Raw genomic sequence first — 23344 nt, forward strand, 5'->3', positions numbered from 1 at the left:
TCGGCATGACGCATCAGCCCGCCTCCGGCTGGCGGTTCTGGATCGACCGGGGTGGCACCTTCACCGATGTGGTGGGCCGCGATCCCCAGGGCCAGCTGCACGTCTCCAAGGTGCTGTCGGTGCAGCCCCACCGCCGGGGCGATCCCGCCGTGCGGGCCCTGAGGCAGATGGCAGAGCTGGCGGAGCAGGCGCCCATCCCCGCCGGCTTGATCGAGGAGGTGCGTCTGGGCACCACCGTGGCCACCAATGCCCTGCTGGAGCGCTGCGGCCAGCCGGCGGTGCTGCTGATCAACCAGGGCCTCAGCGACCTGCCCTGGATCGGAGATCAGCACCGGCCGGATCTGTTCGCGCTGCGGATCGTACGGCCCGAGCCCCTGCTGGAGCGGGTGATCGCCGTGGAGGGTCGGCTCACGGCATCGGGAGCGGAGCTGCGCCCCCTGCAGCTGGATGGACGCCTGGAAGCGGAGCTGCGTGCCGCCTTGGCCGAGGGCATCCGCGGCTGTGCCGTGGCCCTGCTCCACAGCGTGCGCAATCCCGACCACGAAAGGCGGCTGGGGGCCTGGCTGGAGCAGCTCGGCTTCGATCCGGTGGTGCTCTCCCATCGGCTCAGTCCACAGCCCCGGCTGCTGCCTCGCTGCCAGACCAGCCTGGCCGAGGCCAGCATCGCCCCGGTGCTGGGCAGCTATCTGGCCCAGGTGGAGGCGGCCCTGGGCACGGCCACGCGCCTGCGGGTGATGCAGTCGAGCGGGGGCCTGGCCGCGCCACGCCAGCTCCATGCCAAGGACACGATCCTCTCCGGCCCCGCCGGCGGCATGGTGGGTGCCGTGCGCGTGGCCGAGGCGGCGGGGCTGGGATCGAGCCCGATCGTGGGTTTCGACATGGGCGGCACCTCCACCGATGTGTTCCACTTCGATCCCGGCCGTGGCGCCCTGGCCTGGGACCGGAGCGCCGAGACCGAGATCGGCGGCCTGCTGCTGCAGGCGCCCCGGCTGCCGATCCACACGGTGGCCTCCGGTGGCGGGTCGGTGCTCCACTACGACGGCGAGCGGCTGCAGGTGGGGCCCCGCTCGGCGGGCGCCGATCCGGGTCCGGCCTGTTACCGCAACGGCGGCCCCCTCACGGTGACCGACGCCAACCTGCTGCTCGGTCGCCTGCAGGCGACGCACTTTCCGGCGGTGTTCGGCGTCGATGGCGACCAGCCCCCCGATCGGGGCGTGGTCGAGCAGGGGTTTGCGGCTCTGGCGGCCGCCATGGGCGCCGCCTGCATGGGTACGGCCTACACGGCGGAAGCGGTAGCCGAGGGCGCGCTGGCGGTGGCGATCGAGCGGATGGCTGAGGCGATCCGGCGGATCTCGATCCAACGCGGCCACGACATCCGTCAGGCGGTGCTGGTCTGCTACGGCGGCGCCGGCGGTCAGCATGCCTGCCGCCTGGCGGAAGCTCTGGGGGTGCGCCGGGTGCTGCTGCACCCCCTCGCCGGTGTGTTGTCGGCCTATGGCATCGGGCTGGCCGAACAACGGCAGTTGTTGCAGCGGAACCTGCGCCAACCCCTCGATGCCGCCCTGCTCGAGGCACTGCCCGGCCACGCGGAGCAGCTGCTGGCCCAGGGCCGGGCCCGGCTCGAGGCCGCTGGCGATTCCCTCGTGGATCTGGCGGTGGAGGTGCAGCTGGAGCTGCGGCTGCCGGGCAGTGAGCAGGGGCTGCGGCTGAGCTGGCCCAACGACCTGGCCGGGCTGCGGCGCGGCTTCATCGCCGCCCACCAACGGCGCTTCGGCTATGTGCCCGGGAGCTCGGCAGCCTCGACAACACCCCTGGAGGAGCGGGCGGAGGAGGCGAACGCCCCTGATCTGCCCCTGCCTGAACTGCCCCTGATGCCTGAACTGCCCCTGATGGTGGAGCTGCTGGAGCTGGAGGTGGTGAGTGGTCGGGGTTCAGCGAAGCCGGCCAGCGCCGGGCCTGTGGAGCGAGATCGAAGCAGCCCAGGCCAGCCTTCAGGCCGGTCCGAAGCCGAGACCAAGTCAGAAACCAAGTTCGAGACCAAGTCCAAAACCAAGTCTGAGATCAAGTCCCAGTCCGGATCCGCGTTCGGGCCCTGGTCCGGGTCTGAGCCAGCAACGCAGCCCCATCCACAACCCGATCAGGACGCAGACACCGCACGGCTGTATCTGCCGGCCCAGGGCTGGTGCCGGGTGCCGCTGCTGCAACGCCACCAGTTGAAGGGCGGCGGTGACCTGAACGGCCCGGCCCTGATCGCCGAGACCACCGGCATGGTGGTGCTCGAACCCGGCTGGTCAGCCCGAGCCCTGGCCGGAGGCGAGCTGCTGCTGCAGGCGATCGCGTCCGCCTCGCCAGCATCCAGCGGTTCAGCAGCCGAGCCCGCCCATCCGGCAGCCCCCACGGCGAAAGCCGAGCTCAGGGCAGCTGCCGATCCGGTGCGGCTGGAGCTCTACAACCACCGCTTCGCCGCCATCGCCGAGCAGATGGGGGTGCGCCTGCAGCAGACCAGCCAGTCGGTGAACATCCGCGAGCGGCTCGATTTCTCCTGCGCCCTGTTTGATCACCAGGGGCGGCTGGTGGCCAACGCCCCCCACATCCCGGTGCATCTGGGCTCGATGGGCGCCAGCGTGCTCAGCCTGCTGCGGGCCGTGGCTGAGGGTCGCCTGCCGCCCCTGCGCCCCGGCGATGCGATCGCCAGCAACGACCCCTACGACGGCGGCACCCACCTGCCGGACATCACCGTGGTGACGCCGGTGTTCGCCGGGGCAGCGGGCGGTGCCGCGCCGGTCCTGTTCGTGGCCTGCCGCGGCCACCACGCCGATGTGGGCGGCATCACGCCGGGATCGATGCCGCCCTTCAGCCGCAGCATCGGCGAGGAGGGCTTGCTCCTGAGGAACGTGCCGCTGCTGGCCGGCGGCCGCTTTGATCGGGCGGCCTGGGAGGAGCGGCTGGGCAGTGCCACACCACCGGTGCGCAACCCCGGTCAGCTGCTGGCCGATCTGCAGGCCCAGGTGGCGGCGAATCAGCTGGGGGTGCGGGAGCTGCAGAGCCTGATCGAGCGGGAGGGGCTGCAGGAGGTGCAGGCCTACCTGGGGCATGTGCAGGCCAACGCCGCGGCGGCGGTGCGCCGCCTGCTGGAGAGCCTGCAGGGCGGACAGCACAGGGTCGAACTCGATCACGGCGGCCAGATTCAGGTGGCGGTTCGGGTCGATCGGCAGGCCCGCCGGGCCGTGGTGGATTTCAGCGGCACCTCCCCCCAGCAGCCCGACAATGCCAACGCGCCCCTGGCCGTGACCCGGGCCGTAGTGCTCTACGTGTTCCGCTGCCTGGTGGGGGAGGAGATTCCGCTCAACGAGGGTTGCTTCGAGCCCCTGGAGATCGTGGTGCCACCGGGATGCCTGCTCCATCCGCAGCCGCCCGCGGCGGTGGTGGCCGGCAATGTGGAAACCTCCCAGGCGGTGGCCAATGCCCTGTTCGGCGCCCTGGGCGTGATGGCAGCAGCGCAGGGAACGATGAACAACCTCAGCTTCGGCAACGACCGCTGCCAGTACTACGAAACCATCTGTGGCGGCACCGGTGCCGGCATCGATCGTCAGGGGCGGGGCTTCGCCGGAGCGGCGGCGGTGCAGAGCCACATGACCAACTCGCGCCTCACCGATCCGGAAATCCTTGAAGACCGCTACCCGGTGCTGCTGGAGCGCTTTGCGATCCGCCGCGGCAGCGGGGGTGCCGGCCACTGGCCCGGCGGGGATGGGGTGGTGCGCGACCTGCGCTTCCTGGAGCCGATGACCGTGTCGCTGCTGAGCGGCTCGCGCCGGGTGCCCCCCTTCGGCCTGGCGGGCGGACAGCCGGGCCTGTGCGGCACCAATCGGTTGCGGCGCGCCGATGGGAGCCTGGAGGCCGTGGCCGGTTGCGCTGAGCTTGCCGTGGAGCCCGGCGATCGGCTGGTGGTGGAAACTCCGGGCGGCGGCGGCTTTGGCGCCATGGAGCAAGGAGACGTCTGATGCACCGCTCACCCGGGCCCTCCCCCCATCACCATCTCCGAGATGGCAACCGCCGAGCCCAGCTCCGAGGCGGCATTCGCCCTTCGATTGGCGTTCTGGCAGCGGCAGGCGTCCTGGCCCTTCTGGGCCAGCCAATCGGCTCGGCCTCAACTCTTGAACAATCGACTCGGCTCGCCGCTGCCGTTCCGGGCCCGCCCCAGCCGGCCGCCGCCGATCTGCAGGAGCGACGGCAGCGCTTCTATCCGCTCTGGTCGCCGCGGGGGGTGGTGGCCAGCCAGGACCGCCTCGCCTCGGAGGTGGGTGCGGCGACCCTGCGGGCCGGGGGCAATGCGGTGGATGCGGCGGTGGCCACGGCCTTCGCCCTGGCGGTGACCCTGCCCCAGGCGGGCAACATCGGGGGCGGCGGCTTCCTGGTGCTCTGGTTACCCGGAGCCTCACCGGCAGCGGCCCGTGGCTGCCCGCTGGAGCGCGATCCCGAGCTGCGTCTGGGGGGTGGCACTGCCGTGGCAGTGAATTTCCGCGAAAAGGCGCCCCTGGCGGCCCGGCCCGACCTGTTCCTGCGCGCCGATGGCACGGTGGACCGGCAGCGGGCCACCCGCAGCCTGCTCAGCACCGGTGTGCCCGGCACGGTGGCGGGCCTGACCCTGGCCCAGCACTGCTATGGCCGCCTGCCGCTGCGGAACGTTCTGGCACCAGCGATCGACCTCGCCCGAGAGGGTTTCCGGGTCGGCCGGGTACTGAGCGATTCTCTCACCGCTGCCGCCCCGCTGCTGCAGGCCGATCCCACCTCCCGGCGCCTGTTCTTCGGGGCGAATGCGCCGGCCTCGACTTCCCACCCTGCCGCTGCACCGCGCCCCCTCGCGCCGGGGGAGCTGCTGGTCCAGCCGGAGCTGGCGGACACCCTCAGCCGCATCGCTTCCGAGGGGGAGCGCGGCTTCTACCGGGGGCCCACGGCCGAGAACCTGGTGGCCCTGATGCGCGAGCGCGGTGGCCTGATCCGCCACGACGATCTGCAGGCCTACCGGGCCCAGCTGGTGCGGCCGCTCAGCACGCAGTTCCGCGGTGCCACCGTGCTCACCCAGCCGCCCCCCAGCAGCGGCGTGACCCTGCTGCAACTGCTGAAGCTGCTCGAACCGCTGGATCTCGAAGCGAGCGGCCTCAATGGTGCCGCCACGATCCACCCGATGGTGGAAGCGATGAATCTGGCCTTCCGCGACCGCAACGCCCTGCTCGGTGATCCTGATCAGGTTGCCGTACCCCTGGATCGGTTGCTCGATCCGGCGCGCCTCGCCGCCCAGCGGCGCAGCATCGATCTGCGGCGGCACCGGCCCGCGGCGGAGCTGCAGGACGAACCAGCCCTGGGCCGGGAGGGAACCAACACCACCCACTTGTCCGTGGCAGACGCCCAGGGCGGGATGGTGGCGCTCACGACCACGCTCAACTTCGCCTATGGCAACGGGGTGAGTGTGCCGGGCGCGGGCTATCTGCTCAACAATGAAATGGACGACTTCACCGCCCTGCCCGGTGCGGCCAATGCCTTCGGGCTGCGGCAGGGGACGGCCAATGCGATCGCGCCGGGTCGAAGGCCTCTGAGCTCGATGAGTCCCACCCTGGTGTTCCGCGCCAATGGGGAACCGTGGCTGGCCACCGGCACACCCGGCGGCAGCCGCATCATCACCACGGTGCTGCAGGTGCTGCTCAACCGCCTGGTGTTCGGGCTCAACCTGGCCGGAGCGGTGGCCTCACCGCGGCTGCACAGCCAGCTCTGGCCCGATCAGATCAGCCAGGAGCAGGGCTTCAGCCCAGACACCATCCATCTGCTCGAATTGCTGGGCCACCAGGTGGTCAGGACGGCGGCGATGGGATCGGCCAACAGCGTGGAGGTGGTACCCAAGGCAGCCGGTGGCGGCAGCCTCGGGGTCGCGGATCCGCGCCGCCCCGAAGGAGCCACCGTGGCGGAGTGAAGATCAACTGCCGTGCATCATTGGCTCACTCGGCGGCAGGGGCCGCGGTGAGCAGATTCACCCCAGAAAAGGCCAGGGCGATACCGAACAGGGTGCCGATCGCCCAGAGGCTGTCGGCCGGCCATTCGGCGATCAGCATCACCCCCAGGATCGCCGTGACGATGCCATCCAGCAGCACCAGGCCGCGGGCCGGAGCCGCACTGCCGGCCGCCGCTGCCAGCTCCATCACACCCTCGAAGGCCAGCAGGAAACCCACGAACAGGGTGAGACTCACTTCGCTGCTCACCGGGAAGAAGAGGATCCACACGCCACCGGCCAGATAGAGCAGGCCCGACAGACCACGCAGCACCTTGGCCTGGGTGGTGGGCACGCCACTGATCCGTAGAAACTGGGAGATGCCGGCCGCCATGGCCACACCGCCGATGCCGATGGTGAGCAGGGTGGCGGAGACGAAGGGCAGCACAATCGCCAGACCGGCCGCTGCAAACAGCAGTCCGGCGGTGATCCAGCGCAGCAGGGGAGAGGCGGGAGCAGCCACAGCAATCAACAACGGCGTCTTGAAAAGCTAATCGCGGCCATCGCGACTTTCGGTGTGCAAATGCCGATGCAACTGTCGCAATCCATCACAGAGCCCGCGCTTCCTGCCGGCTCCGCGCAAGGTTGGATGTAATGCCGGCCCGTTGCTGTCCGCATGCTCGAGCTGCTGCCCCCCCTCAACGATCACAACCTCCCCTGGATGGACACGATCCATCCGATCGTTGTCCATTTCGTGATCGCCATGGCGGTGATCAGCGTGATCTTTGATTTCATCGGCGTGTTCGCCAGACGGCCCAACCTGTTCGAGGTGAGCTTCTGGAATCTGCTGGTCGCCACGGTGGCGATCTTCGTGGCGATCATCTTCGGCCAGATCGAGGCTGGCCTGGCCTCGCCCTACGGCGCCTCGCGCGACATCCTCAATCTGCACAGCACGATCGGCTGGTCGCTGGCCGCCGTGCTCGCGGTGCTGTCCGCCTGGCGCTACGTGATCCGCAGCCGGGATCCCCGCAGCCTGCCCCTGCCGTTTCTCGGAGCTGGCGCCGTGCTCGGTGTGCTCGTGGCCGTACAGGTCACCCTGGGCAACCAGCTGATCTGGATCTACGGCCTGCACACCGTGAAGGTGGTTGAAGCCCTGCGCGCCGCCCAGATCTGATGGCCCTTCTCTACCTGCCCGAACCACCACCGATCGAGCAGATTGCGGCACGCCTGGGGCCGAACGGGCTGCCCTATGCGATTCCGATTCACCCCACCTTGGTGCATTTCACGATCGGCCTGTTCGTGATCGCCATTGCCTTTGATGTGGTGGGTGCGCTCTATCCCCTTGAGAAGCGTGTGTTCCGCTTCCTGGCGCTGCCGATCACGCGCTCCGGCTTTCACGATGTGGGCTGGTACAACCTGCTGGCCTGTGCGGTGCTCAGCTTCTTCACCGTGGCAGCAGGCTTCGGCGAGATGTTGCTGGCGGTGCCGCTGCCCGATGTGACCAGCGCCCTTGGCCTGCAGAGCATGGCCACCATGGTGTGGCACGGCGTCGGCGGCGTGGCCCTGCTGCTGGTGATCGTGGCGATGACGATCTGGCGGGGTTTGCAGCGCTTTCGCTGGCGCCAGGACCTGGGCCGCCAGGTGCAATGGAGCTACCTGCTGGTCGGCCTGGGCCTGTTTGCGGTGCTGGGGTTGCACGGCACCCTCGGCGCCGAACTGGCCGCCGAATTCGGCGTGCACGTCACCGCCGATCAACTGCTGGCGGCGGGTCTCGCCCTGGGTGAGGGGCTGCCCTGATCCCCGCCTGACCCCCAAAACCTCGCCCCGTTCAGTTCCGCCCAGTCCCGCCCCGCCATGACCGACCTCTCCGCCGCCAGCGCTGGCCCGCTCCGCCCCAGGACCCTGGGATTGGTGGCGATCGCGCTGCTGCTCGATGGGGTCGCCAGCCTGCGTATGGCCGACTGGTCGCACCAGTGGCTGCCGCTGCCAGCCTCAGCGGCGGCGCCCTACGTGGACGATCTCTTCGCCCTGGAAACGGGGATCGGCACCTTCATCTTCCTGGGGTGCGTGTCCGTGATCGGCTGGACGTTGCTGTTCAACCGTGCCCCCAAATACGACATGGACGACGGTGACCCGATCGAGGGGAACCTGCGGCTGGAGATCACCTGGACGATCATTCCCCTGGTGATCGTGATGCTGATCGCCTGGCACGCCATCCGCGTCAGCGACACCCTCGCCACCCTCGGCGGCAAGGTGCGCGTCACCGGCACGGCCGAAGCCATGGCGCTGGCTGAGCCGGGTGGCGTGGCAGCAGCCGGCGGCTTCGGCCCGATCGAGGTGATCGGCCGACAGTGGTCGTGGGAGTTCGTCTATCCCAACGGCGTGCACAGCACCGAACTGCACCTGCCGTTGAACCTGCGCTCCAGCTTCCACCTGATCGCCACGGATGTGATCCACGGCTTCTTCATCCCGGCCTTCCGGTTGAAGCAGGACATGATCCCCGGCAGCGTGATCGATTACAGCCTCATCCCCACCCGCGAGGGCCGTTACCGGCTGCGCGATTCGATGTTCAGCGGTGGTTACTTCTCCTCCAACCAGACCGACGTGGTGGTGGAAAGCGAGGCCAACTTCCAGCGCTGGCTGGAGCAGGCCGCCCGGCAGCCGCTGAAACCTGGCTACAACGAGGCCCGCCTGCTCTACGAGAAGCGACTGGCCGAGGGAGATCGCGGCTGGGCCACCGTGCCGCCGGCCCCACCCCCCCTGGTGCATGTGAGCACCGATCCCGCCGCCGTTCATGTGTCCTGAGCCTGCCACCATGTCGTCCTCCGTCTCGTTCGATCCGCGGGTTCTCAAGACACCCCATCCAGTGCCGGGAGCACCGGACAACTGGAAGCGATTCTTCAGCTTCAACACCGATGCCAAGGTGATCGGCATCCAGTACATCGCCACAGCCCTGTTCTATCTGCTGGTGGGGGGTGTGCTGGCGATGATCATGCGGGGTGAGCTGATCACACCACCGGCGGATCTGGTCGATCCATCCGTCTACAACGGCCTCTACACCATGCATGGAACAGTGATGCTGTTCCTGTTCCTGTTTCCGATCCTCAACGGCTTCAACAACCTGTTGATCCCGCCGATGATCGGCGCGCCGGACATGGCCTTTCCCCGCCTGAATGCGGCGGCCTTCTGGCTGTTTCCCGTCTTCGGCGTGATTCTGATGGCCAGCTTTCTGGTGCCCGGTGGACCCTCAGGCTCCGGCTGGTGGGCCTATCCGCCGCAGAGCATCCAGAACCCGCTCGGCCACTTTGTCAACGGCCAGTTCCTCTGGATCCTGGCGGTGGCCCTGTCGGGAATCTCCTCGATCATGGGGGCGATCAATTTCGTCACCACGATCATCCGCATGCGGGCCCCGGGCATGGGCTGGTTCCGCCTGCCGATCTTCTGCTGGACGGCGATGGCCGCCCAGACCATCCAGCTGGTGGGGCTGCCGGTGCTCACTGCCGGGGCGGTGCTGCTGCTGTTCGATCTCAGCTTCGGTACCAGCTTTTACCGACCGGAAGGTGGTGGGGATCCGATGCTGTATCAGCATTTCTTCTGGTTCTATTCTCACCCCGCCGTCTACGTGATGGTGCTCCCGGTGTTCGGCATCTTTTCCGAACTGTTCCCCGTTTACGCCCGCAAGCCCTTGTTTGGCTACAAGGTGGTGGCGATCGCCTCCTTCGGCATCACCGTGCTGAGCCTGATCGTGTGGGTGCACCACATGTTCTACAGCGGCACACCGCAGTGGATGCGCAACCTCTTCATGGTCACCACCATGCTGATCGCCGTTCCCACCGGCATCAAGGTGTTCGCCTGGATCGCCACGCTCTGGCGCGGCAAGCTGCGGCTCACCACGGCGATGTTGTTCTGCCTGGGCGGCCTGGTGAACTTCATCTTCGCCGGCATCACCGGTGTGATGCTGGCCACCGTGCCGGTGGATATTCATGTGGGCAACACCTACTTCGTGGTGGGCCATTTCCACACGGTGATCTTCTCCACCATCACCTTTGGGGTCTATGCCGGCATCTACCACTGGTTCCCCAAATTCACCGGCCGCATGACCTATGAGGGCCTCGGCAAACTCCATTTCGCTCTCACCTTCGTGGGTGCCCAGCTCAATTTCATCCCCATGCACTGGGCCGGGCTGATGGGCATGCCCCGCCGGGTGGCCTCCTACGACCCGGAGTTCGCCTTCGCCAACGTGCTCGCCAGCCTCGGTGCCTTCCTGCTGGGGGTAGCCATGATTCCGTTCATCCTCAACATCGTCAGCTCCTGGGCGCGCGGACCGAAGGCGCCACCCAACCCCTGGCAGGCGATCGGGCTGGAGTGGCTGCTGCCCTCACCACCGCCAGCTGAAAACTTCGAAGACGACGTTCCCACCGTGATCAGCGGCCCCTACGGCTATGGCCTGAACAAGCCCCTGGTCGAGAACGAAGCGCACTATGTCGCCCGCGCCCTGGAGGCCTGATCGATGACCCTCTCCTCCCCCTTACCTGCCGACGATCCCGCCGCGGCGAGCGGCTCGCATCACGGCCATGCCAATCACACCCTGACCGGGTTCGTGATCTTCCTGCTCTCGGAGAGCGTGATCTTTCTGGCCCTGTTCGCCGGCTACACCGTGTTCAAGATGTCGTCGCCGGTGTGGTTACCGGCTGGGGTGGAGGGGCTGGAGATCCGCGAGCCCCTGCTCAATACAGTTGTGCTGGTGAGCAGCAGCGGGGTGGCCTGGCTGGCGGAGCGTTGCCTCAAGCGCCAGCAGCTGGTGGGCTTCCGGCTGTGGTGGCTGCTCACCATGGCGATGGGCAGCTTCTTCGTCTATGGCCAGGCCGTGGAATGGCTCCACCTCGGTTTCGGTCTGGGTGATGGCATCTTTGGAAGCACCTTCTATGTGCTCACCGGCTTTCACGGCCTGCACGTGATCACGGGAATCCTGCTGATGGGCCTGATGCTGCAGCGCTCGTTCCGCCCCGGCAACTATGACCAGGGCGAAACCGGCGTGGTGGCCGTCTCGCTGTTCTGGCACTTTGTGGATGTGATCTGGATCGTGCTGTTCGTTCTGATCTACGTCTGGCAGCGCTCATGATCATCGACGACCATTTCTACGACGTTGTCATCGTCGGCAGTGGCGCCGGCGGCGGCACCCTCGCCGGTGAGCTGGCGGACGCCGGCCATTCGGTGCTGCTGCTGGAACGGGGCGGTCCCCTGCCCCTGGCCGAGCAGAACCTGGTCGATGTGGACCTGTTCCGCCGGCCCCGCTTTCACCCAGACGAACCCTGGTTCGGCAGCGACGGCGATCCGTTCGCACCGCAGATGGTCTATGCCCTGGGCGGCAACACCAAGATCTGGGGCGGTGCCCTGCAGCGGATGCGGGAGGCCGAGTTCAGCGGGCTGCCCCTGCAGGAGGGGGTCGCGCCCGACTGGGAGCTGCGCTACAGCGACCTGGCCCCCTGGTACGACCGCGCCGAAACCCTCTACCGCGTCCATGGGCGCGCCGGTCTCGATCCGTGCGAACCACCACGCCAGGGCGACTATGCCCACCCGCCCCGGCCGATCGATCCGCTGCTGGAGCAGCTGCAGCAGGGGCTGGAGCGGCAGGGGCTGCATCCCTACCCGCTGCCGCTGAGCTGGTCCACCTCGGCGCTCGATCCCAGCGGGGATGCCGAACGGTTCGGCATCGATCGGGCCACCACACAGTCGGGCTTCACCCTGCGGTACGGCGCCGAAGTGGAGACACTGCATGTCAGCCCCAGCGGCACCGAGGTGCGTGGGGTGGAGGCCCTGATCGATGGCCAGCGCTGGCTGTTCCGCGGCCATCAGATCGTGCTGGCGGCCGGTGCGGTGAACACCCCCGCCATCCTGCTGCGCTCCATCAGCGACCGCCATCCCGATGGCCTGGCCAACGGCTCCGATCAGGTGGGGCGCAACCTGATGAAGCCGCAGCTCAGCGCCCTGCTGCAGCGCGCCAGCCAACCCGGCAGCGGCAGCTACGGGCCCAGCCTGGGCCTGACGGATTACTACTGGGGCGATCGCAATGTCTCGTTCCCGCTGGGATCGATCCAGAACGGCGGCGGCGTGCTTCAGGACACGCTCTTCGCCGAATCACCACCGGTGCTGTCGCTGGTGAGTCGCCTGCTGCCGGACAGCGCCCTCGAGTGGCTGGCCAAACGCTCGGTCTGCTGGTGGGCGATGAGCGCGGTGCTGCCCGATCCCGACAACCGCATCAGCCTGCGCCGCGGCGGCAGTCTGCAGGTGAACTACCTGGCCAACAACCTGGAGGCCCACGACCGGCTGGTGTACCGCTGGCTCGACACCATGAAGAAGGTGGAGGCTGATCCCGAAACCACGGTGGTGCAGGCGGCGCCGATCTATCCCCGCGGCGAGGCGCCGCTGAGTGTGATGGGTCTGGCCTGCGGCACCTGCCGCATGGGCAGCGATCCGGCCCGGTCGGTGGTGGATCTCGATGGAGCCTGCCATCAGCTGGCCAACCTCTCGATCGCCGATGCCAGCATCCTGCCCAGTTGTCCGGCGGTGGGTCCGGGCCTCACCGTGATCGCCCTGGCCCTGCGCCTGGCCGATCGCCTCAAGGCCAGCCTGCGATGACGGAGGCCAGCGCAGCCGCAACGGCCGCCGACTCCGACGCGAGCGAGGCGCGCCGCATCGCTGAACGGGATCAGGGACTGGCGCCCTGGGATCTGTGGGGGTCGTATCTGCCGGATCGCCAGTGGGGCACCGTGCGGGAAGACTATTCCGCCGATGGAGATGCCTGGCGTTCCTTTCCCCACGACCAGGCCCGCTCGCGCGTCTACCGCTGGGGGGAAGACGGTCTGCTGGGGCTGTGCGATGCCGAGTGCCGGCTCTGCTTCTCGGTGGCCCTCTGGAACGGCGTGGATCCCATCCTCAAGGAGCGGCCCTTCGGGCTCGGCAATCCGGAGGGCAACCACGGCGAAGACATCAAGGACTACTACTTCCACCTGGCCAACACGCCTACCCATGCCTTCATGCGGGGCCTGTATCGCTATCCGCAGCGGGAGTTTCCCTACCAGCAGCTGCTGGAGGAGAACGGCCGGCGCGGCCGCGATCAACCGGAATACGAACTGATCGACACCGGCATCTTCGAGGACGATCGCTACTTCGATCTCGAGATCACCTATGCCAAAGCCTCAGCCACCGACATCCTGATCCGCCTGCGGGCCGTGAACCGGGCCCCTGTGGCCGCGCCCCTGACCCTGCTGCCCACCCTCTGGCTGCGTAACACCTGGAGCTGGGGCTATCCCGAAGAGGTGGAGCATCGCCTGCAGGCCAGCGGTGATGGTCTGATCAGCGAGGCCATTCCAAACCTGGGCCGCTACGGCCTGCGCTGCGGTGAAGCGGGTCGCTGGTTGTTCACCGACAACGAAACCAACCACGCGCGTCTGTACGGCAAGCCCAATCCAACGCCCTTTCAGAAAGATGGGTTTCACCGCTATGTGATCGCGGCCGAGACGGGCGCCGTCAACCCGGCCGGCAGTGGCAGCAAAGCGGCGATCCTGCTGCAGCGCCTGCTGGAACCGGGCGAAGAGTGGGTGGTGGATCTGCGGCTGCAGGCCCTCGACGGCGCGTCGAGCGCGGCTTCGAGCGACCCGCACTCGACGGATCACGATCCCTTGCCGCCGGATCCCTTTGGGGCGGAGTTCTCGCGGTTGCTGAACCTGCGCGAGCAGCAATGGCACGACTACTTCAGCCAGTGCGCCCCCGGGCTCGGGGACGACGACCGGCGCATCTTTCTGGCGGCTTCAGCCGGTCTGCTGTGGTGCAAGAAGTACTACGGCTGGAGCGTGCTGCGCTGGCTGGAAGGTGATCCGACCCAGCCGCCCCCACCGGCGCAGCGCTGGGGCAGTGCCACGGCCGAGTGGCAGAGGTTGCATGCGCACGATGTGATTGCGATGCCCGATGCCTGGGAGTATCCCTATTTCTGCCAGTGGGATCTGATGTTCCACGCGGTGGCCTTCGCCGGCATTGATCCAACCACCGCCAAGGAGCAGTGCCTGCTGCTGCGCAGCCCCCATTACACCGCCCCCAACGCCCAGACACCGGCCTACGAATGGGCCCTGTCGGATCCAAATCCGCCGATCGGGGCCTGGGCGGCGATGCGCATCTTTCAGATCGATCGCAAGAACACCGAGGAAGCGGATTCAGCCTTCCTGGCCAGGTCGTTGCGCAAGTTGCTGCTGGAATATGGCTGGTGGGCCAACCGCAACGACCGCAGCGGCGACAACGTGTTCGACGGCGGCTTTCTGGGCCTCGATAACATCGCCGTTTTCGATCGACGCTTCCCGCTGGCCGATGGCAGCCACATCAAGCAGTGCGATGGCACCGCCTGGATGGCCTCGCTGAGCCTCAATCTGCTGCAGATCGCGGTGGAACTCAGCCGGGAGCAACCGGATGTGGCTGATCTCTGCGAGCGCTTCGTGGTGGATTATGTGCAGCTCGCCATCGCGCTCAATTCCCAGGACGACAACAGCGTGCTCAGCTGGGATGAGCAGGATGGCTTCTATTACGACGTGATCCAGCGGCCCGATGGCAGCTTTGATTATCTGCGCAGCCGCTCGATCACCGGCCTGATCCCCCTGCTGGCCGTGACCAGTTTCGATGTGGAGACCGTGCTGCGTCTGCCGGTGCTGGATGTGCGCAACACCCTGGCCTGGCTGATTCATGAGCGCACCACTCCGGCCTGGGTGGCGGAGCATCTGGGCCTCTGGAACAACGACCGGATCCTGTTCGCCCTGGTGCCCCGCGAACGGTTGCAGCGCATCTGCGAACGGCTGTTCGACGAAGATGAATTTCTTTCACCCCACGGCATCCGCTCCCTCTCCAAGGTCTACGGCGAGCACCCTTACACCTATTGCGAAGCTGGTGAAAGCCAGACCCTGGCCTATGCACCGGCCGACAGTCCGGTGGCGATGTTCGGCGGCAATTCCAACTGGCGCGGGCCGGTGTGGGTGCCGATCAACTATCTGCTGATCGAGGCACTCCAGAAGTTCGCCCACTTCTATGGCGACAGTTTCCAGGTGGAATTCCCGACCCGCTCGGGGCGCTGGCTGAATCTCTGGCAGGTGTCGCTGGAGCTGGAGAAGCGCCTGGTGGGCCTGTTCCGGCTCGGAACCGATGGCGCCCGGCCGTTCTGGGGAGACACGCCCAGCTTCCGCAACGATCCCCTCTGGCGCGACCTGATCCAGTTCAACGAATATTTTGATGGGGATAACGGCCGCGGCATCGGCGCCTCCCATCAGACTGGCTGGACAGCGATGGTCTGCAAGATGCTGGTGCAGCTGGCCCGCTACCCGGAGAGCTGAGCTGGCCAGCCCAATGATCCCACCATTCCTGCCAGAGCAGCCTCAGCTCACCGCACTGTTCCCTCTCCACCGATCCCCCTGCTCCCATGGAGATGACCGGTCCGTCCCTGCACACCTCGGCCCTGCCTGATCCGCGCCAGTTGATCGTCAACGATGGCGATCACTTCGATGTGGTGATCATCGGCAGCGGCGCCGGCGGCGGCACCCTGGCCCGCCATCTGGCGACGAGTGGCCTGCGGATTCTGGTGCTGGAGCGCGGCGACTGGCTGCCGCAGGAGCCCCAGAACTGGGATGCCGAGGAGGTGTTTCAGAAAGGCCGTTACGTCTCGAAAGACACCTGGTTCGACAAGCGGGGCCAGCCCTTTCAACCCGGCAGTCACTACATGGTGGGGGGTGCCACGAAGATGTACGGCGCCGCCCACTTCCGCCTGCGGGAGCAGGACTTCGAGGCCCTGACCCATCACGACGGCCTGTCGCCGGCCTGGCCGTTGCGCTACGCCGACTTCGAACCTTTCTACCAACGGGCCGAGCAGCTGTATCACGTGCACGGCCTGCGCGGTGAGGATCCCACCGAGCCGCCCGCCAGCGGTCCCTATCCCCATCCGCCGGTGGCCCATGAGCCACGCATGCAGCAGCTGGTGGATGATCTGAAATCGGCGGGACTGCATCCGTTTCATGCCCCCAGCGGCGTGCTGCTCGATGAAGCCAACATGGCCTTCAGCCGCTGCCGCAAGTGCAACTGCTGCGACGGTTTTCCCTGCCTGATGCACGCCAAGTCCGATGCCGAGGTGATCGGCATCCGTCCGGCCCTGGCCGCCGCCACGGTGTCGTTGCTGACCCGCGCCCACGTGCAGCGTCTGCTCACCGATGCAACGGGCCGCAGCATCACAGCGGTGGAGCTTGAGCGGGATGGGGAGCCGATGCGGGTGAGAGGCGATGTGGTGGTGGTGAGCTGCGGCGCCGCCAACAGCGCCCGCCTGTTGCTGCAATCGGCCAATGACCAGCACTCCCAGGGGCTGGCCAACGGTTCCGATCAGGTGGGCCGCAACTACATGTTCCACAACAGCAAGGCGATGGTGGCCCTGGCCCATGAGCCCAACACCACCGTGTTTCAGAAAACGGTGTCGATCAACGACTGGTATCTCGGCGATGCCGAGTTCGCCTACCCGATGGGCAATATCCAGATGACCGGCAAGACCAACGGCGCGATCATGAAGGGCTATGCGCCCCTGGAAACCTTCCTGATGCCGGGCTGGTCGATGGACCGGATCGCGGCACACGCACTCGATTTCTGGATCTCCTCGGAAGATCTGCCCCACCCCGAAAACCGGGTCACGGTGGATAGCCAGGGCCACATCCACCTCAGCTACACGCCCAACAACCAGAGCGCCGCCAAGCACCTCTCCGACCGGCTCACCGGCCTGCTGGAGCGCCTCTACCTGCGCAAGCATCTGGTGGAGCGGCAGATCTACATCAAGAGCGCCATGTCGATCGCGGCGGTGGGGCACCAGGCCGGCACCTGCCGCTTCGGTTCCGATCCGGCCAGTTCCGTGCTGGATCTGAACTGCAAAGCCCACGAGCTCGACAACCTCTACGTGGTGGATACCAGCTTCATGCCCAGCATCGGCGCCGTGAATCCATCCCTCACCGCCATCGCCAACGCCCTGCGGGTGGGGGATCACCTGATCGAACGGCTGCGCTGAAATCCCTGCCCCCCCCCCCCCGAAAACGCTCACTCCAAGACAATCAACTCATGGCCATCGGGATCAGCCAGCCTCAATCCCCGCTGCCAAGGGGGGAGAGCCTCGCCCAGGTCGAGCACCCCGGCTGACAGCAGCTGGCCGCCGTAAGCAGCCACCTGGGCAGCCACCGGGTCAAGATCGCTGACCGCCAGACGGATGTGCCAGTGGGCCAGGTCCTGCAGGGCCTGATCGGCCGGCATCGGCCGCCCCCGGTTGGGCGGCTGGTAATCCAGGGTCTCGATGCCCATGCCCTGTGGGCAGCGCAGGGGCGTGATCGTCACCCGCGTCTCCCGGAGGCCGTCGAGCCGATCCTGCTCCGGGCCACTGTTGTCGCCGCTGGGCAGCGCCTCCAGGCCGAGCACGGCGGCGTAGAAGGCGCGGCTGCGGGCCGTGTCCGCGATGGCGATGGCGCTGTGATCGATGCCGAGCAGCCTCGGGAGGGGGCCGGGGCAAGGCTGGTGCCAGCGGCCATCGCCCTTGCCGGCCGGGAACTGCAGCAGCTCGAGGTTATGGCCATCAGCATCGCGGAATTTGAACGCCCGGATGCCGGCGGCGGCGGTGTTCCAGTCCGGCAGGCGCTGGGGGGCCTCCGACACGGCCGTGAGCGAGCCATTGGCCAGCAACGGTTGCAGGTGCCCGTGCAGGGTTTCGAGATCGGGCGTCACCAGGCAGAGGTGCTGGAACCAGAGATCACAGCTGCGCGATTCGGGAGGGATCGCACGGCCTGGCCGCTGGCCCGCACCGGGATCCAGCACCTGCAGCAGATCCAGCCGCTCCTGCCCCACCCCCAGCCGCAGGCGGCGCAGCTGGCCCTGGCCCAGCCCCAGCAATGCGGCCTCAGCGCCCCCCTGGATGCAGTCCTGCCCCAGCAGCGTGAAGCCCAGGCTGTCGCAGAAGAAGGCGGCGCTGCGCTCGGCATCGCGGCAGGTGAAGGCGACGGACTGGATCTGCGGCCGGGGGCAGATGGAGGGGCTCATGACTCGGTGCCCGCCGCGGGGTGAACGGATACGGCGGGCCGCTGCAGCACGATGCTGAGCACGCCCCCCAGGGTGATCAGCGCGGTGCCGAACCACACCGGTGGGGTGGGTTGTTCGGCAAACCAGATCCAGCCGATCAGACCGGCAAACACGACCGAGGAATATTGAAAAGCGCCGATCGCCCCCGGTTCGGCATAGGTGTAGGCCTTGATCAACAGGAACTGAAAACAGGCCAGGCAAGCTCCCGAGGCCACGACCGTGGCCCACTGCGCTGGGTCAATACCGCTGAGCAATGCTGCGCCAACGCCTGGCGGCCGCAAGGGGCAGAGCACCGCCAGGGTGGCGCCGATGCTGCCGATGATCAGGAAGTAGGCCATCTGGGTGAGCGGCGATTCGCTGCGGTCCAGCCGTTTCACGGCCAGAAACTCCACCGCGCAGAGCAGACCGGCCGCCAGCCCGAGCAGATCACCGGGACGGGTGAGCAGTGACGCATTCGGCTGCACCACGATCACCATCCCGGCGAAGCCGATCGCGAGGCACCCCCAGAGGGCGCGGGGCACCTGCTGACCGAGCACCAGCAAGGCCAGCAGGGGGATGAACAGTGGCGTGGTGTTCAGCAGCACATTGGCATTGACCAGATTCACCAGCCGAGCCGCGGTGATGAACAGGAAGAATCCAGCCAGACCGGTGCAGCTGCGCAGCACATGCAGATGCAGAACGGTCGTGCGCAGATCCCGCCCGCCCCGCAAGAGCAGCCAGGGCAGGATCAGCCCAAGGGCGATCACGAAGGTGAGCCAGGTGAACTGCATCGCCCCCATGCCGCTGCCGAGGGCCTTGCCGAAGGCGCTCTGGGCGGTGTTGGCCAGAAAGGCCAGCACCAGCAGGCCGGAACCCAGCATCAACGAGCCCATTGTGGTCTCCGCCATCGCCCCATGCTTAGCGTCAAGGGCATCCCTGTCACCCGTGGGTACTGTGACCAACACCGCCAATCCTGAAGCCGCCCGCAGCCTGGCCCACCTGTTGGAAGGGAAGGTGGCGATCGTCACTGGCGGGAACAGCGGCATCGGCAAGGCGATCGTGGAAGCCCTGGCCCATCGCGGCGCCAAGGTGGTGATCGACTACCGCTCCCATCCCGAAGCCACCGAGGACATCGAACGGGAGATCGGAGCCTTCGGCGGCAGCAGCTATGGGGTGCAGGCGGATGTCTCGAAGCTCGACGATCTCCAGCGCCTGGTGAAGGCAGCGGTGGAGAAATACGGCCGCCTGGATGTGATGGTCAACAATGCCGGCATCGAAACCCGCACCTCGATTCTCACCACCACACCCGACGACTACGACAAGGTGCTCGATGTGAACCTGCGCGGTGTGTTCTTCGCCACCCAGTACGCCGCCCAGCAGATGATCGCCCAGGGCGGCGGCGGCCGCATCATCAACATCTCCTCGGTGCACGAAGACTGGCCGATGCCGAACAACACCCCCTACTGCCTGGCCAAGGGGGGCGTCCGCATGCTCACCCGCACCGCCGCCCTGGAACTCGCCCCCCACGGCATCACCCTGGTGAACGTGGGGCCCGGAGCTGTGGCCACCCCGATCAACGACTCCACGATGAACAACCCGGAACTGCTGGCCAAACTGGATGCCGCCATTCCCCTGGGGCGCATGGCGCAGCCGGAGGAAGTGGCCAATGTGGTGGCCTTCCTGGCCAGCGACGACGCCAGTTACATCACCGCCACCACAATCTTCGCCGATGGCGGCATCATGCAGAGCAGCCCGGGCCTCTGAATCGGAAGCAGCGACAGATGACGCGCGGTTGGCTGGGGCGCCAGGTCGCCGATCCTGAGGGGCAGGTGCTGCTGGCCCAGGGAGGGGTCGCCCTGCTCACGGCGGCCTGGGTGCTGTTCTGGCCGGTGCCCACCGAGGTGCGGGGCCGGGGGGTGTTCATCGTGCCCAACGCCGCCCGGGTGGTGGACGCCCGCGCTGAGGGTCAGATCCTGGCCATCCCGGTGCGGGCGGGAGAGCGGGTGCGGCGCGGCACCGTGCTGTTCCGCCTCGACCTGCCGGCCCTGGAGCAGGAGGTACAGCGACAGGAGCGGGATCTGCGTGAGCTCCAGAGCATCGATGCCGACCTGAGCCGCCGCGACCGGCTCCGGCTGGCGGCGGCGGGGCGGGTGCGGGACACGGCGCTGGCCAACCTGCGGCGGGAGGAGGAGCGGCTGGGGGCGCTGCGCCGCACCTACGACCAGAAGGCGGCCGATTTCCAGCTGCTGGCCCAGCGACGGGTGGTCGCCCCCCTTGCCGAGGAGGTGGTGGCCACCGAAGACCGCAGCACCCAGCTGGCGGTGGCGATCGAGACCGTGCGCATCCGCGAGAAGGAGGCCCTTGATGCCTTCGAGAAGGTGAAGCTCGAGATCGAAACGGAGCGGCAACGGCGCCGCTACGGGATCGAGGACAGTCGCCGCAGCCTGCGGGTGCTGCGTGCCCGCCTGGCCTACGAGAGCACCCTGCTGGCGGATCGTGATGGCACCCTGCTGGATCTGCAGGTGGTGCGGGGACAGTCGGTCAAACCGGGCCAGCGGCTCGGCACCCTGGCCGAGGGTGAGGAGGGCCCCCTGAAGGCCGTGGCCTACTTCGCCCCGGCCGATGCCCGCCGGCTGCGGCCGCCGCTGCCGATGGAGGTGGTGCCCGACTGGGATGAGCGAGGCCGCTTCGGGGGGATCACCGGCCAGGTGAAGCAGGTGGGGCTGCTGCCGGCCACCCGGGAGGATATCGACACCACCCTGGGCAATCCCCAGCTGGCCGAGGCGCTGGGGGGAGGCGGCCCGGTGATGCGGGTCGACATCCTGCTCAACTCTGACGACCGCACGGCCCCCAACAGCACTGACCCCGACAGCACGGCCCCCAGCTCTGCCGGTTACCGCTGGACCCTCTCACGCGGCAGCACGGTGTTCCCGATCCGGGCCGGGCTCACCCTGCGGGCCCATGGCTACGTGGAATGGCGCACGCCGATCAGCTATCTCCTACCGGTGTTCCGCGATCTCACCGGCTCCTACCGCAACCTCGGCCAGGAGCGCCAGGACGTGCCGGCCCTGCGCCAGAAGGGATCCTTGCCATGAGACTATCCACCTCTCCGCTGGGCCGGGAACTGCCGCTGCTGATCGTGGAGATCGCCCTGCTGGTGGTGCTGCTGCATGCCAACGCTCCGGAGGTGTGGTTCTGGTTTGCGGTGTTGCTGCTGCTGTTGCTCTGGCGCTTCCTGGCCTGGCAGACGCGGCGCGTCCAGCGCTCCAGGGCGCCGCAGGGGCCTCAGGAGCCTGTCGACTCCCCGGCGGCAGCGGCCGGCAGCACCAGCGGCAACGACACCGGGGCGCCGGGCTGATCCGGAACCGGCAGCAGCTCCCGCAGCAGCTGGGCGTAGCTGCCGTTGGCCAGGGTGATCGATTCGGCCACCCCCTCCATCGCCTGGGTGAGCAGGCGGATCGTGTCGCTCACATCGGTGTAGTTGGCCAGCCCGAGCTGGTAGCGGGCCCGCACATCCCGGAAGGCCTCGCGGGCGGAGCCATAGGAGGCCCGTGCCGCCAGGATCTGCTCAAGGGCGGCGCGGTGTTCGAAGAAGGCGGCCTCCACCCGCTGGCGAATGGCATTGCGCCCCTCGGCCAGCGCCTGGGTGGTGCGCTCAGCGGCAGCTCGGCTCGCTCCGGCGGCGCCGCTGCTCACCCCGGCGTCAAACAGGCGCCAGCGCAGCTCCAGCCCCGCCTCCCAGGCGCCGTTCTGCTGATAGAGCTGCGGGATGTTGGTGGCCGCGCAGCAGCCGCGCAGCTCGATCTCGGGTTTGTCCGCAATCCCCTCGCCGTAGCCGGCCCTGGCATAGAGGCGCAACTGCGGCAGCAACTCGGCGGCACGGCGGTCGGCCTGGCGCAGCAGGGCCTGACGGGCAGCCTGCAGGGCGAGCAGTTCCGGGTTATCGCGGAAGCCCGCCACCACGGTGCGCTCCAGATCCAGGGGCCAGGGGGGCTGCAGCCGCACCGCCTCCGGTGTGGTGAGCGTCACCGTGAAGGGCACGTTCAGCAGGTTGCTGAGCTGGCGCTGGCGGCTGCGCCACTGGGCTTCGGTCTGGGCCAACCGGAAACGGCTCTGCTGCAGGGAGGCCTCGGCCCGCAGCCGATCGAGCCGGGGCACCAGGCCGCTGCCCTCCAGGGCGATCACCTCCGCCAAGACAGCCCGATCGCTCTCGACCACGGCCTGGCGGATTCGCCGCAGCTGCTGGGCGAGCTGGAGGGAATAGAAGCTGAGGCTCACCTCCAGTTGCAGCTGGCGCAGACGGTTGGCGTAGCGGTGTTCAGCGGCCTCAAGCTCCTGGCGATTCTCCGCCAGAGCCGCGCCCCGCTCGAAGTTGACCAGGTCCCAGCGCAGCGCCAGAGCGGCGGTGCCCAGCAGCTGGTTCTCCCGGATCCGGTTCCAGCCGTTTGGATCCACCAGGAAGGGGGATCCGGCTGGGTAAAGACCAGCGTTGTCCTGCCACACCTTGTTGTAACTGGCCATCTGGCGGCCGCCGCCGCCGAGCTCCAGCCACAGCTCCGGCCAGAAGCGGCCGCGCACCGAGCGGAGCCACTGGCGGCGCTCCTGCACGCTGGCAACCTCCTGGGCCAGGGCCGGGCTGTTGCGCAGGGCCAGCGCCAGGGCAACGGGCAGGCTGAGGCGCGCCTCCTGCTCGATCGTCACGGCAGCGGCGGCGGCTGGAATCGTTGCCGCTGCCGGGGCGGCCAATTGCTCAAGCAGGCCCCGCTCGGCGGGGCTGAGACCATCGCCACCGGCCGGGCCGGGCGGAGCGGCGGGGTCGACCGCATCGGCGGGCACCACCTGATCCAGGGCAGCGGCATCTCGCTCGAAGCGCTCCAGGCTGCGCAGCAACAGCTCCGAGGGAGGCGGCAGGCCTGCGCGCCCCGCCTCCGCCAGACCCGGGGCCAGAAGCACTGGTGCGATCACCCCGGACAGCAACCAGCCACGGCGGCGGCGAGGGTGGCACTCCTTCCCGCCAGCGTCGATCACGACCGCGGCGGCGTGCCAGGGCCGCTGGAGCCATCGCGGGACGCTCCGGCCACCATCGCGCTGGTGCGGGCCAGGCAGCCGATCGAGAAACAGATGGCCCCACTGCCGAACAGCCCCCAGTCCCAGCGGAGGCTGGTGTCCCGTTGCCGCAGGGCCAGCAGCACCACCAGAGCCGCCGCCAGCCAGGGCAGGGTGACCACCAGCAGCAACCGGTTCGGGAGCATCGGG

At 68.0% G+C, this 23344-nt stretch carries 18 protein-coding genes; 13 read left to right on the top strand and 5 right to left on the bottom strand.

Annotated features, from left to right (window positions below):
- The first annotated feature begins 5 nt into the window (after positions 1 to 5).
- Positions 6 to 4001, top strand: coding sequence for a hydantoinase B/oxoprolinase family protein (locus tag VB777_RS06140; protein WP_323247723.1), 3996 nt, complete (start codon positions 6 to 8; stop codon positions 3999 to 4001).
- On the top strand, positions 4001 to 5965 hold the full coding sequence (gene ggt / locus VB777_RS06145; RefSeq protein WP_323247725.1) for a gamma-glutamyltransferase: 1965 nt from the start codon (positions 4001 to 4003) through the stop codon (positions 5963 to 5965). The genes VB777_RS06140 and ggt overlap by 1 nt, the downstream gene beginning before the upstream one ends.
- A 25-nt stretch (positions 5966 to 5990) precedes the next feature.
- On the opposite strand, the gene VB777_RS06150 is transcribed toward ggt, so the two are convergent.
- Positions 5991 to 6503, bottom strand: coding sequence for an HdeD family acid-resistance protein (locus VB777_RS06150; protein ID WP_197170471.1), 513 nt, complete (start codon positions 6501 to 6503; stop codon positions 5991 to 5993).
- 153 nt (positions 6504 to 6656) lie between these two features.
- Here VB777_RS06150 and VB777_RS06155 point away from each other — a divergent pair, with 153 nt between their 5' ends.
- The 8 genes from VB777_RS06155 (at position 6657) to VB777_RS06190 (ending at position 17054) form a co-directional block, all read left to right on the top strand.
- On the top strand, positions 6657 to 7154 hold the full coding sequence (locus tag VB777_RS06155) for a DUF2231 domain-containing protein (RefSeq protein WP_197156426.1): 498 nt from the start codon (positions 6657 to 6659) through the stop codon (positions 7152 to 7154).
- Complete coding sequence (locus VB777_RS06160) at positions 7154 to 7777, top strand: DUF2231 domain-containing protein (RefSeq protein ID WP_197156428.1); 624 nt, start codon at positions 7154 to 7156, stop codon at positions 7775 to 7777. Before VB777_RS06155 ends, VB777_RS06160 begins: the two co-directional genes overlap by 1 nt.
- A 57-nt stretch (positions 7778 to 7834) precedes the next feature.
- A complete protein-coding gene (locus VB777_RS06165) occupies positions 7835 to 8785 on the top strand; it encodes a cytochrome c oxidase subunit II (RefSeq protein ID WP_197156430.1) in 951 nt (316 codons plus the stop codon).
- A gap of 10 nt (positions 8786 to 8795) precedes the next feature.
- On the top strand, positions 8796 to 10487 hold the full coding sequence (locus VB777_RS06170; protein WP_323247729.1) for a cytochrome c oxidase subunit I: 1692 nt from the start codon (positions 8796 to 8798) through the stop codon (positions 10485 to 10487).
- A 3-nt stretch (positions 10488 to 10490) separates the two neighbouring features.
- Entirely contained in the window at positions 10491 to 11102 is a 612-nt protein-coding gene (locus VB777_RS06175; protein ID WP_323247731.1) for a heme-copper oxidase subunit III, read from the top strand.
- Positions 11099 to 12619, top strand: a complete 1521-nt coding sequence (locus VB777_RS06180; protein WP_197170474.1) for a GMC oxidoreductase — start codon at positions 11099 to 11101, stop codon at positions 12617 to 12619. Before VB777_RS06175 ends, VB777_RS06180 begins: the two co-directional genes overlap by 4 nt.
- Positions 12616 to 15351 carry an MGH1-like glycoside hydrolase domain-containing protein gene (locus VB777_RS06185; protein WP_323247734.1) on the top strand — a complete coding sequence of 912 codons (2736 nt, stop codon included), beginning with the start codon at positions 12616 to 12618 and terminating at the stop codon, positions 15349 to 15351. Before VB777_RS06180 ends, VB777_RS06185 begins: the two co-directional genes overlap by 4 nt.
- Before the next feature lie 92 nt (positions 15352 to 15443).
- Positions 15444 to 17054 carry a GMC family oxidoreductase gene (locus VB777_RS06190; protein ID WP_323247736.1) on the top strand — a complete coding sequence of 537 codons (1611 nt, stop codon included), beginning with the start codon at positions 15444 to 15446 and terminating at the stop codon, positions 17052 to 17054.
- Between the two features lie 29 nt (positions 17055 to 17083).
- Here VB777_RS06190 and VB777_RS06195 read toward each other — a convergent pair whose 3' ends face one another.
- Together VB777_RS06195 and VB777_RS06200 are read right to left on the bottom strand one after the other, a co-directional pair.
- Entirely contained in the window at positions 17084 to 18070 is a 987-nt protein-coding gene (locus VB777_RS06195; RefSeq protein WP_197170477.1) for a VOC family protein, read from the bottom strand.
- Positions 18067 to 18996 (bottom strand): DMT family transporter, encoded by a 930-nt coding sequence (locus tag VB777_RS06200; RefSeq protein WP_323247738.1) that lies wholly within the window; start codon positions 18994 to 18996, stop codon positions 18067 to 18069. The genes VB777_RS06195 and VB777_RS06200 overlap by 4 nt, the downstream gene beginning before the upstream one ends.
- A 37-nt stretch (positions 18997 to 19033) precedes the next feature.
- On the opposite strand from VB777_RS06200, the gene VB777_RS06205 reads away from it, so the two are divergent.
- Genes VB777_RS06205 through VB777_RS06215 form a run of 3 tightly spaced genes read left to right on the top strand, consistent with a single transcriptional unit; the run spans position 19034 to position 21446 of the window.
- A complete protein-coding gene (locus VB777_RS06205; RefSeq protein WP_416238314.1) occupies positions 19034 to 19852 on the top strand; it encodes an SDR family NAD(P)-dependent oxidoreductase in 819 nt (272 codons plus the stop codon).
- A 17-nt stretch (positions 19853 to 19869) separates the two neighbouring features.
- Positions 19870 to 21183, top strand: coding sequence for an NHLP bacteriocin system secretion protein (locus tag VB777_RS06210; protein WP_197170478.1), 1314 nt, complete (start codon positions 19870 to 19872; stop codon positions 21181 to 21183).
- Positions 21180 to 21446: a hypothetical protein gene (locus VB777_RS06215; RefSeq protein ID WP_322758572.1), complete on the top strand. Its 267-nt coding sequence runs from the start codon at positions 21180 to 21182 to the stop codon at positions 21444 to 21446. The genes VB777_RS06210 and VB777_RS06215 overlap by 4 nt, the downstream gene beginning before the upstream one ends.
- On the opposite strand, the gene VB777_RS06220 is transcribed toward VB777_RS06215, so the two are convergent.
- Positions 21374 to 23116, bottom strand: a complete 1743-nt coding sequence (locus tag VB777_RS06220; protein ID WP_323247741.1) for a TolC family protein — start codon at positions 23114 to 23116, stop codon at positions 21374 to 21376. The genes VB777_RS06215 and VB777_RS06220 overlap by 73 nt on opposite strands.
- On the bottom strand, positions 23113 to 23340 hold the full coding sequence (locus VB777_RS06225) for a hypothetical protein (protein ID WP_197156446.1): 228 nt from the start codon (positions 23338 to 23340) through the stop codon (positions 23113 to 23115). Before VB777_RS06225 ends, VB777_RS06220 begins: the two co-directional genes overlap by 4 nt.
- Positions 23341 to 23344: the final 4 nt, after the last annotated feature.

Source organism: Synechococcus sp. CCY9202, assembly GCF_034931685.1.
Taxonomy (GTDB): Bacteria; Cyanobacteriota; Cyanobacteriia; order PCC-6307; family Cyanobiaceae; genus CBW1002.

What these genes read in the sequence shown, in the direction of transcription:
- VB777_RS06170 (WP_323247729.1), top strand. Translation starts at nt 8,796, where the DNA reads ATGTCGTCCTCCGTCTCGTTCGATCCGCGGGTTCTCAAGACACCCCAT.
- VB777_RS06195 (WP_197170477.1), bottom strand. Translation starts at nt 18,070, where the DNA reads ATGAGCCCCTCCATCTGCCCCCGGCCGCAGATCCAGTCCGTCGCCTTC.
- VB777_RS06200 (WP_323247738.1), bottom strand. Translation starts at nt 18,996, where the DNA reads ATGGCGGAGACCACAATGGGCTCGTTGATGCTGGGTTCCGGCCTGCTG.
- VB777_RS06140 (WP_323247723.1), top strand. Translation starts at nt 6, where the DNA reads ATGACGCATCAGCCCGCCTCCGGCTGGCGGTTCTGGATCGACCGGGGT.
- VB777_RS06185 (WP_323247734.1), top strand. Translation starts at nt 12,616, where the DNA reads ATGACGGAGGCCAGCGCAGCCGCAACGGCCGCCGACTCCGACGCGAGC.
- VB777_RS06155 (WP_197156426.1), top strand. Translation starts at nt 6,657, where the DNA reads ATGCTCGAGCTGCTGCCCCCCCTCAACGATCACAACCTCCCCTGGATG.
- VB777_RS06215 (WP_322758572.1), top strand. Translation starts at nt 21,180, where the DNA reads ATGAGACTATCCACCTCTCCGCTGGGCCGGGAACTGCCGCTGCTGATC.
- VB777_RS06165 (WP_197156430.1), top strand. Translation starts at nt 7,835, where the DNA reads ATGACCGACCTCTCCGCCGCCAGCGCTGGCCCGCTCCGCCCCAGGACC.
- VB777_RS06190 (WP_323247736.1), top strand. Translation starts at nt 15,444, where the DNA reads ATGACCGGTCCGTCCCTGCACACCTCGGCCCTGCCTGATCCGCGCCAG.
- VB777_RS06210 (WP_197170478.1), top strand. Translation starts at nt 19,870, where the DNA reads ATGACGCGCGGTTGGCTGGGGCGCCAGGTCGCCGATCCTGAGGGGCAG.
- VB777_RS06175 (WP_323247731.1), top strand. Translation starts at nt 10,491, where the DNA reads ATGACCCTCTCCTCCCCCTTACCTGCCGACGATCCCGCCGCGGCGAGC.
- VB777_RS06160 (WP_197156428.1), top strand. Translation starts at nt 7,154, where the DNA reads ATGGCCCTTCTCTACCTGCCCGAACCACCACCGATCGAGCAGATTGCG.
- ggt (WP_323247725.1), top strand. Translation starts at nt 4,001, where the DNA reads ATGCACCGCTCACCCGGGCCCTCCCCCCATCACCATCTCCGAGATGGC.
- VB777_RS06225 (WP_197156446.1), bottom strand. Translation starts at nt 23,340, where the DNA reads ATGCTCCCGAACCGGTTGCTGCTGGTGGTCACCCTGCCCTGGCTGGCG.
- VB777_RS06180 (WP_197170474.1), top strand. Translation starts at nt 11,099, where the DNA reads ATGATCATCGACGACCATTTCTACGACGTTGTCATCGTCGGCAGTGGC.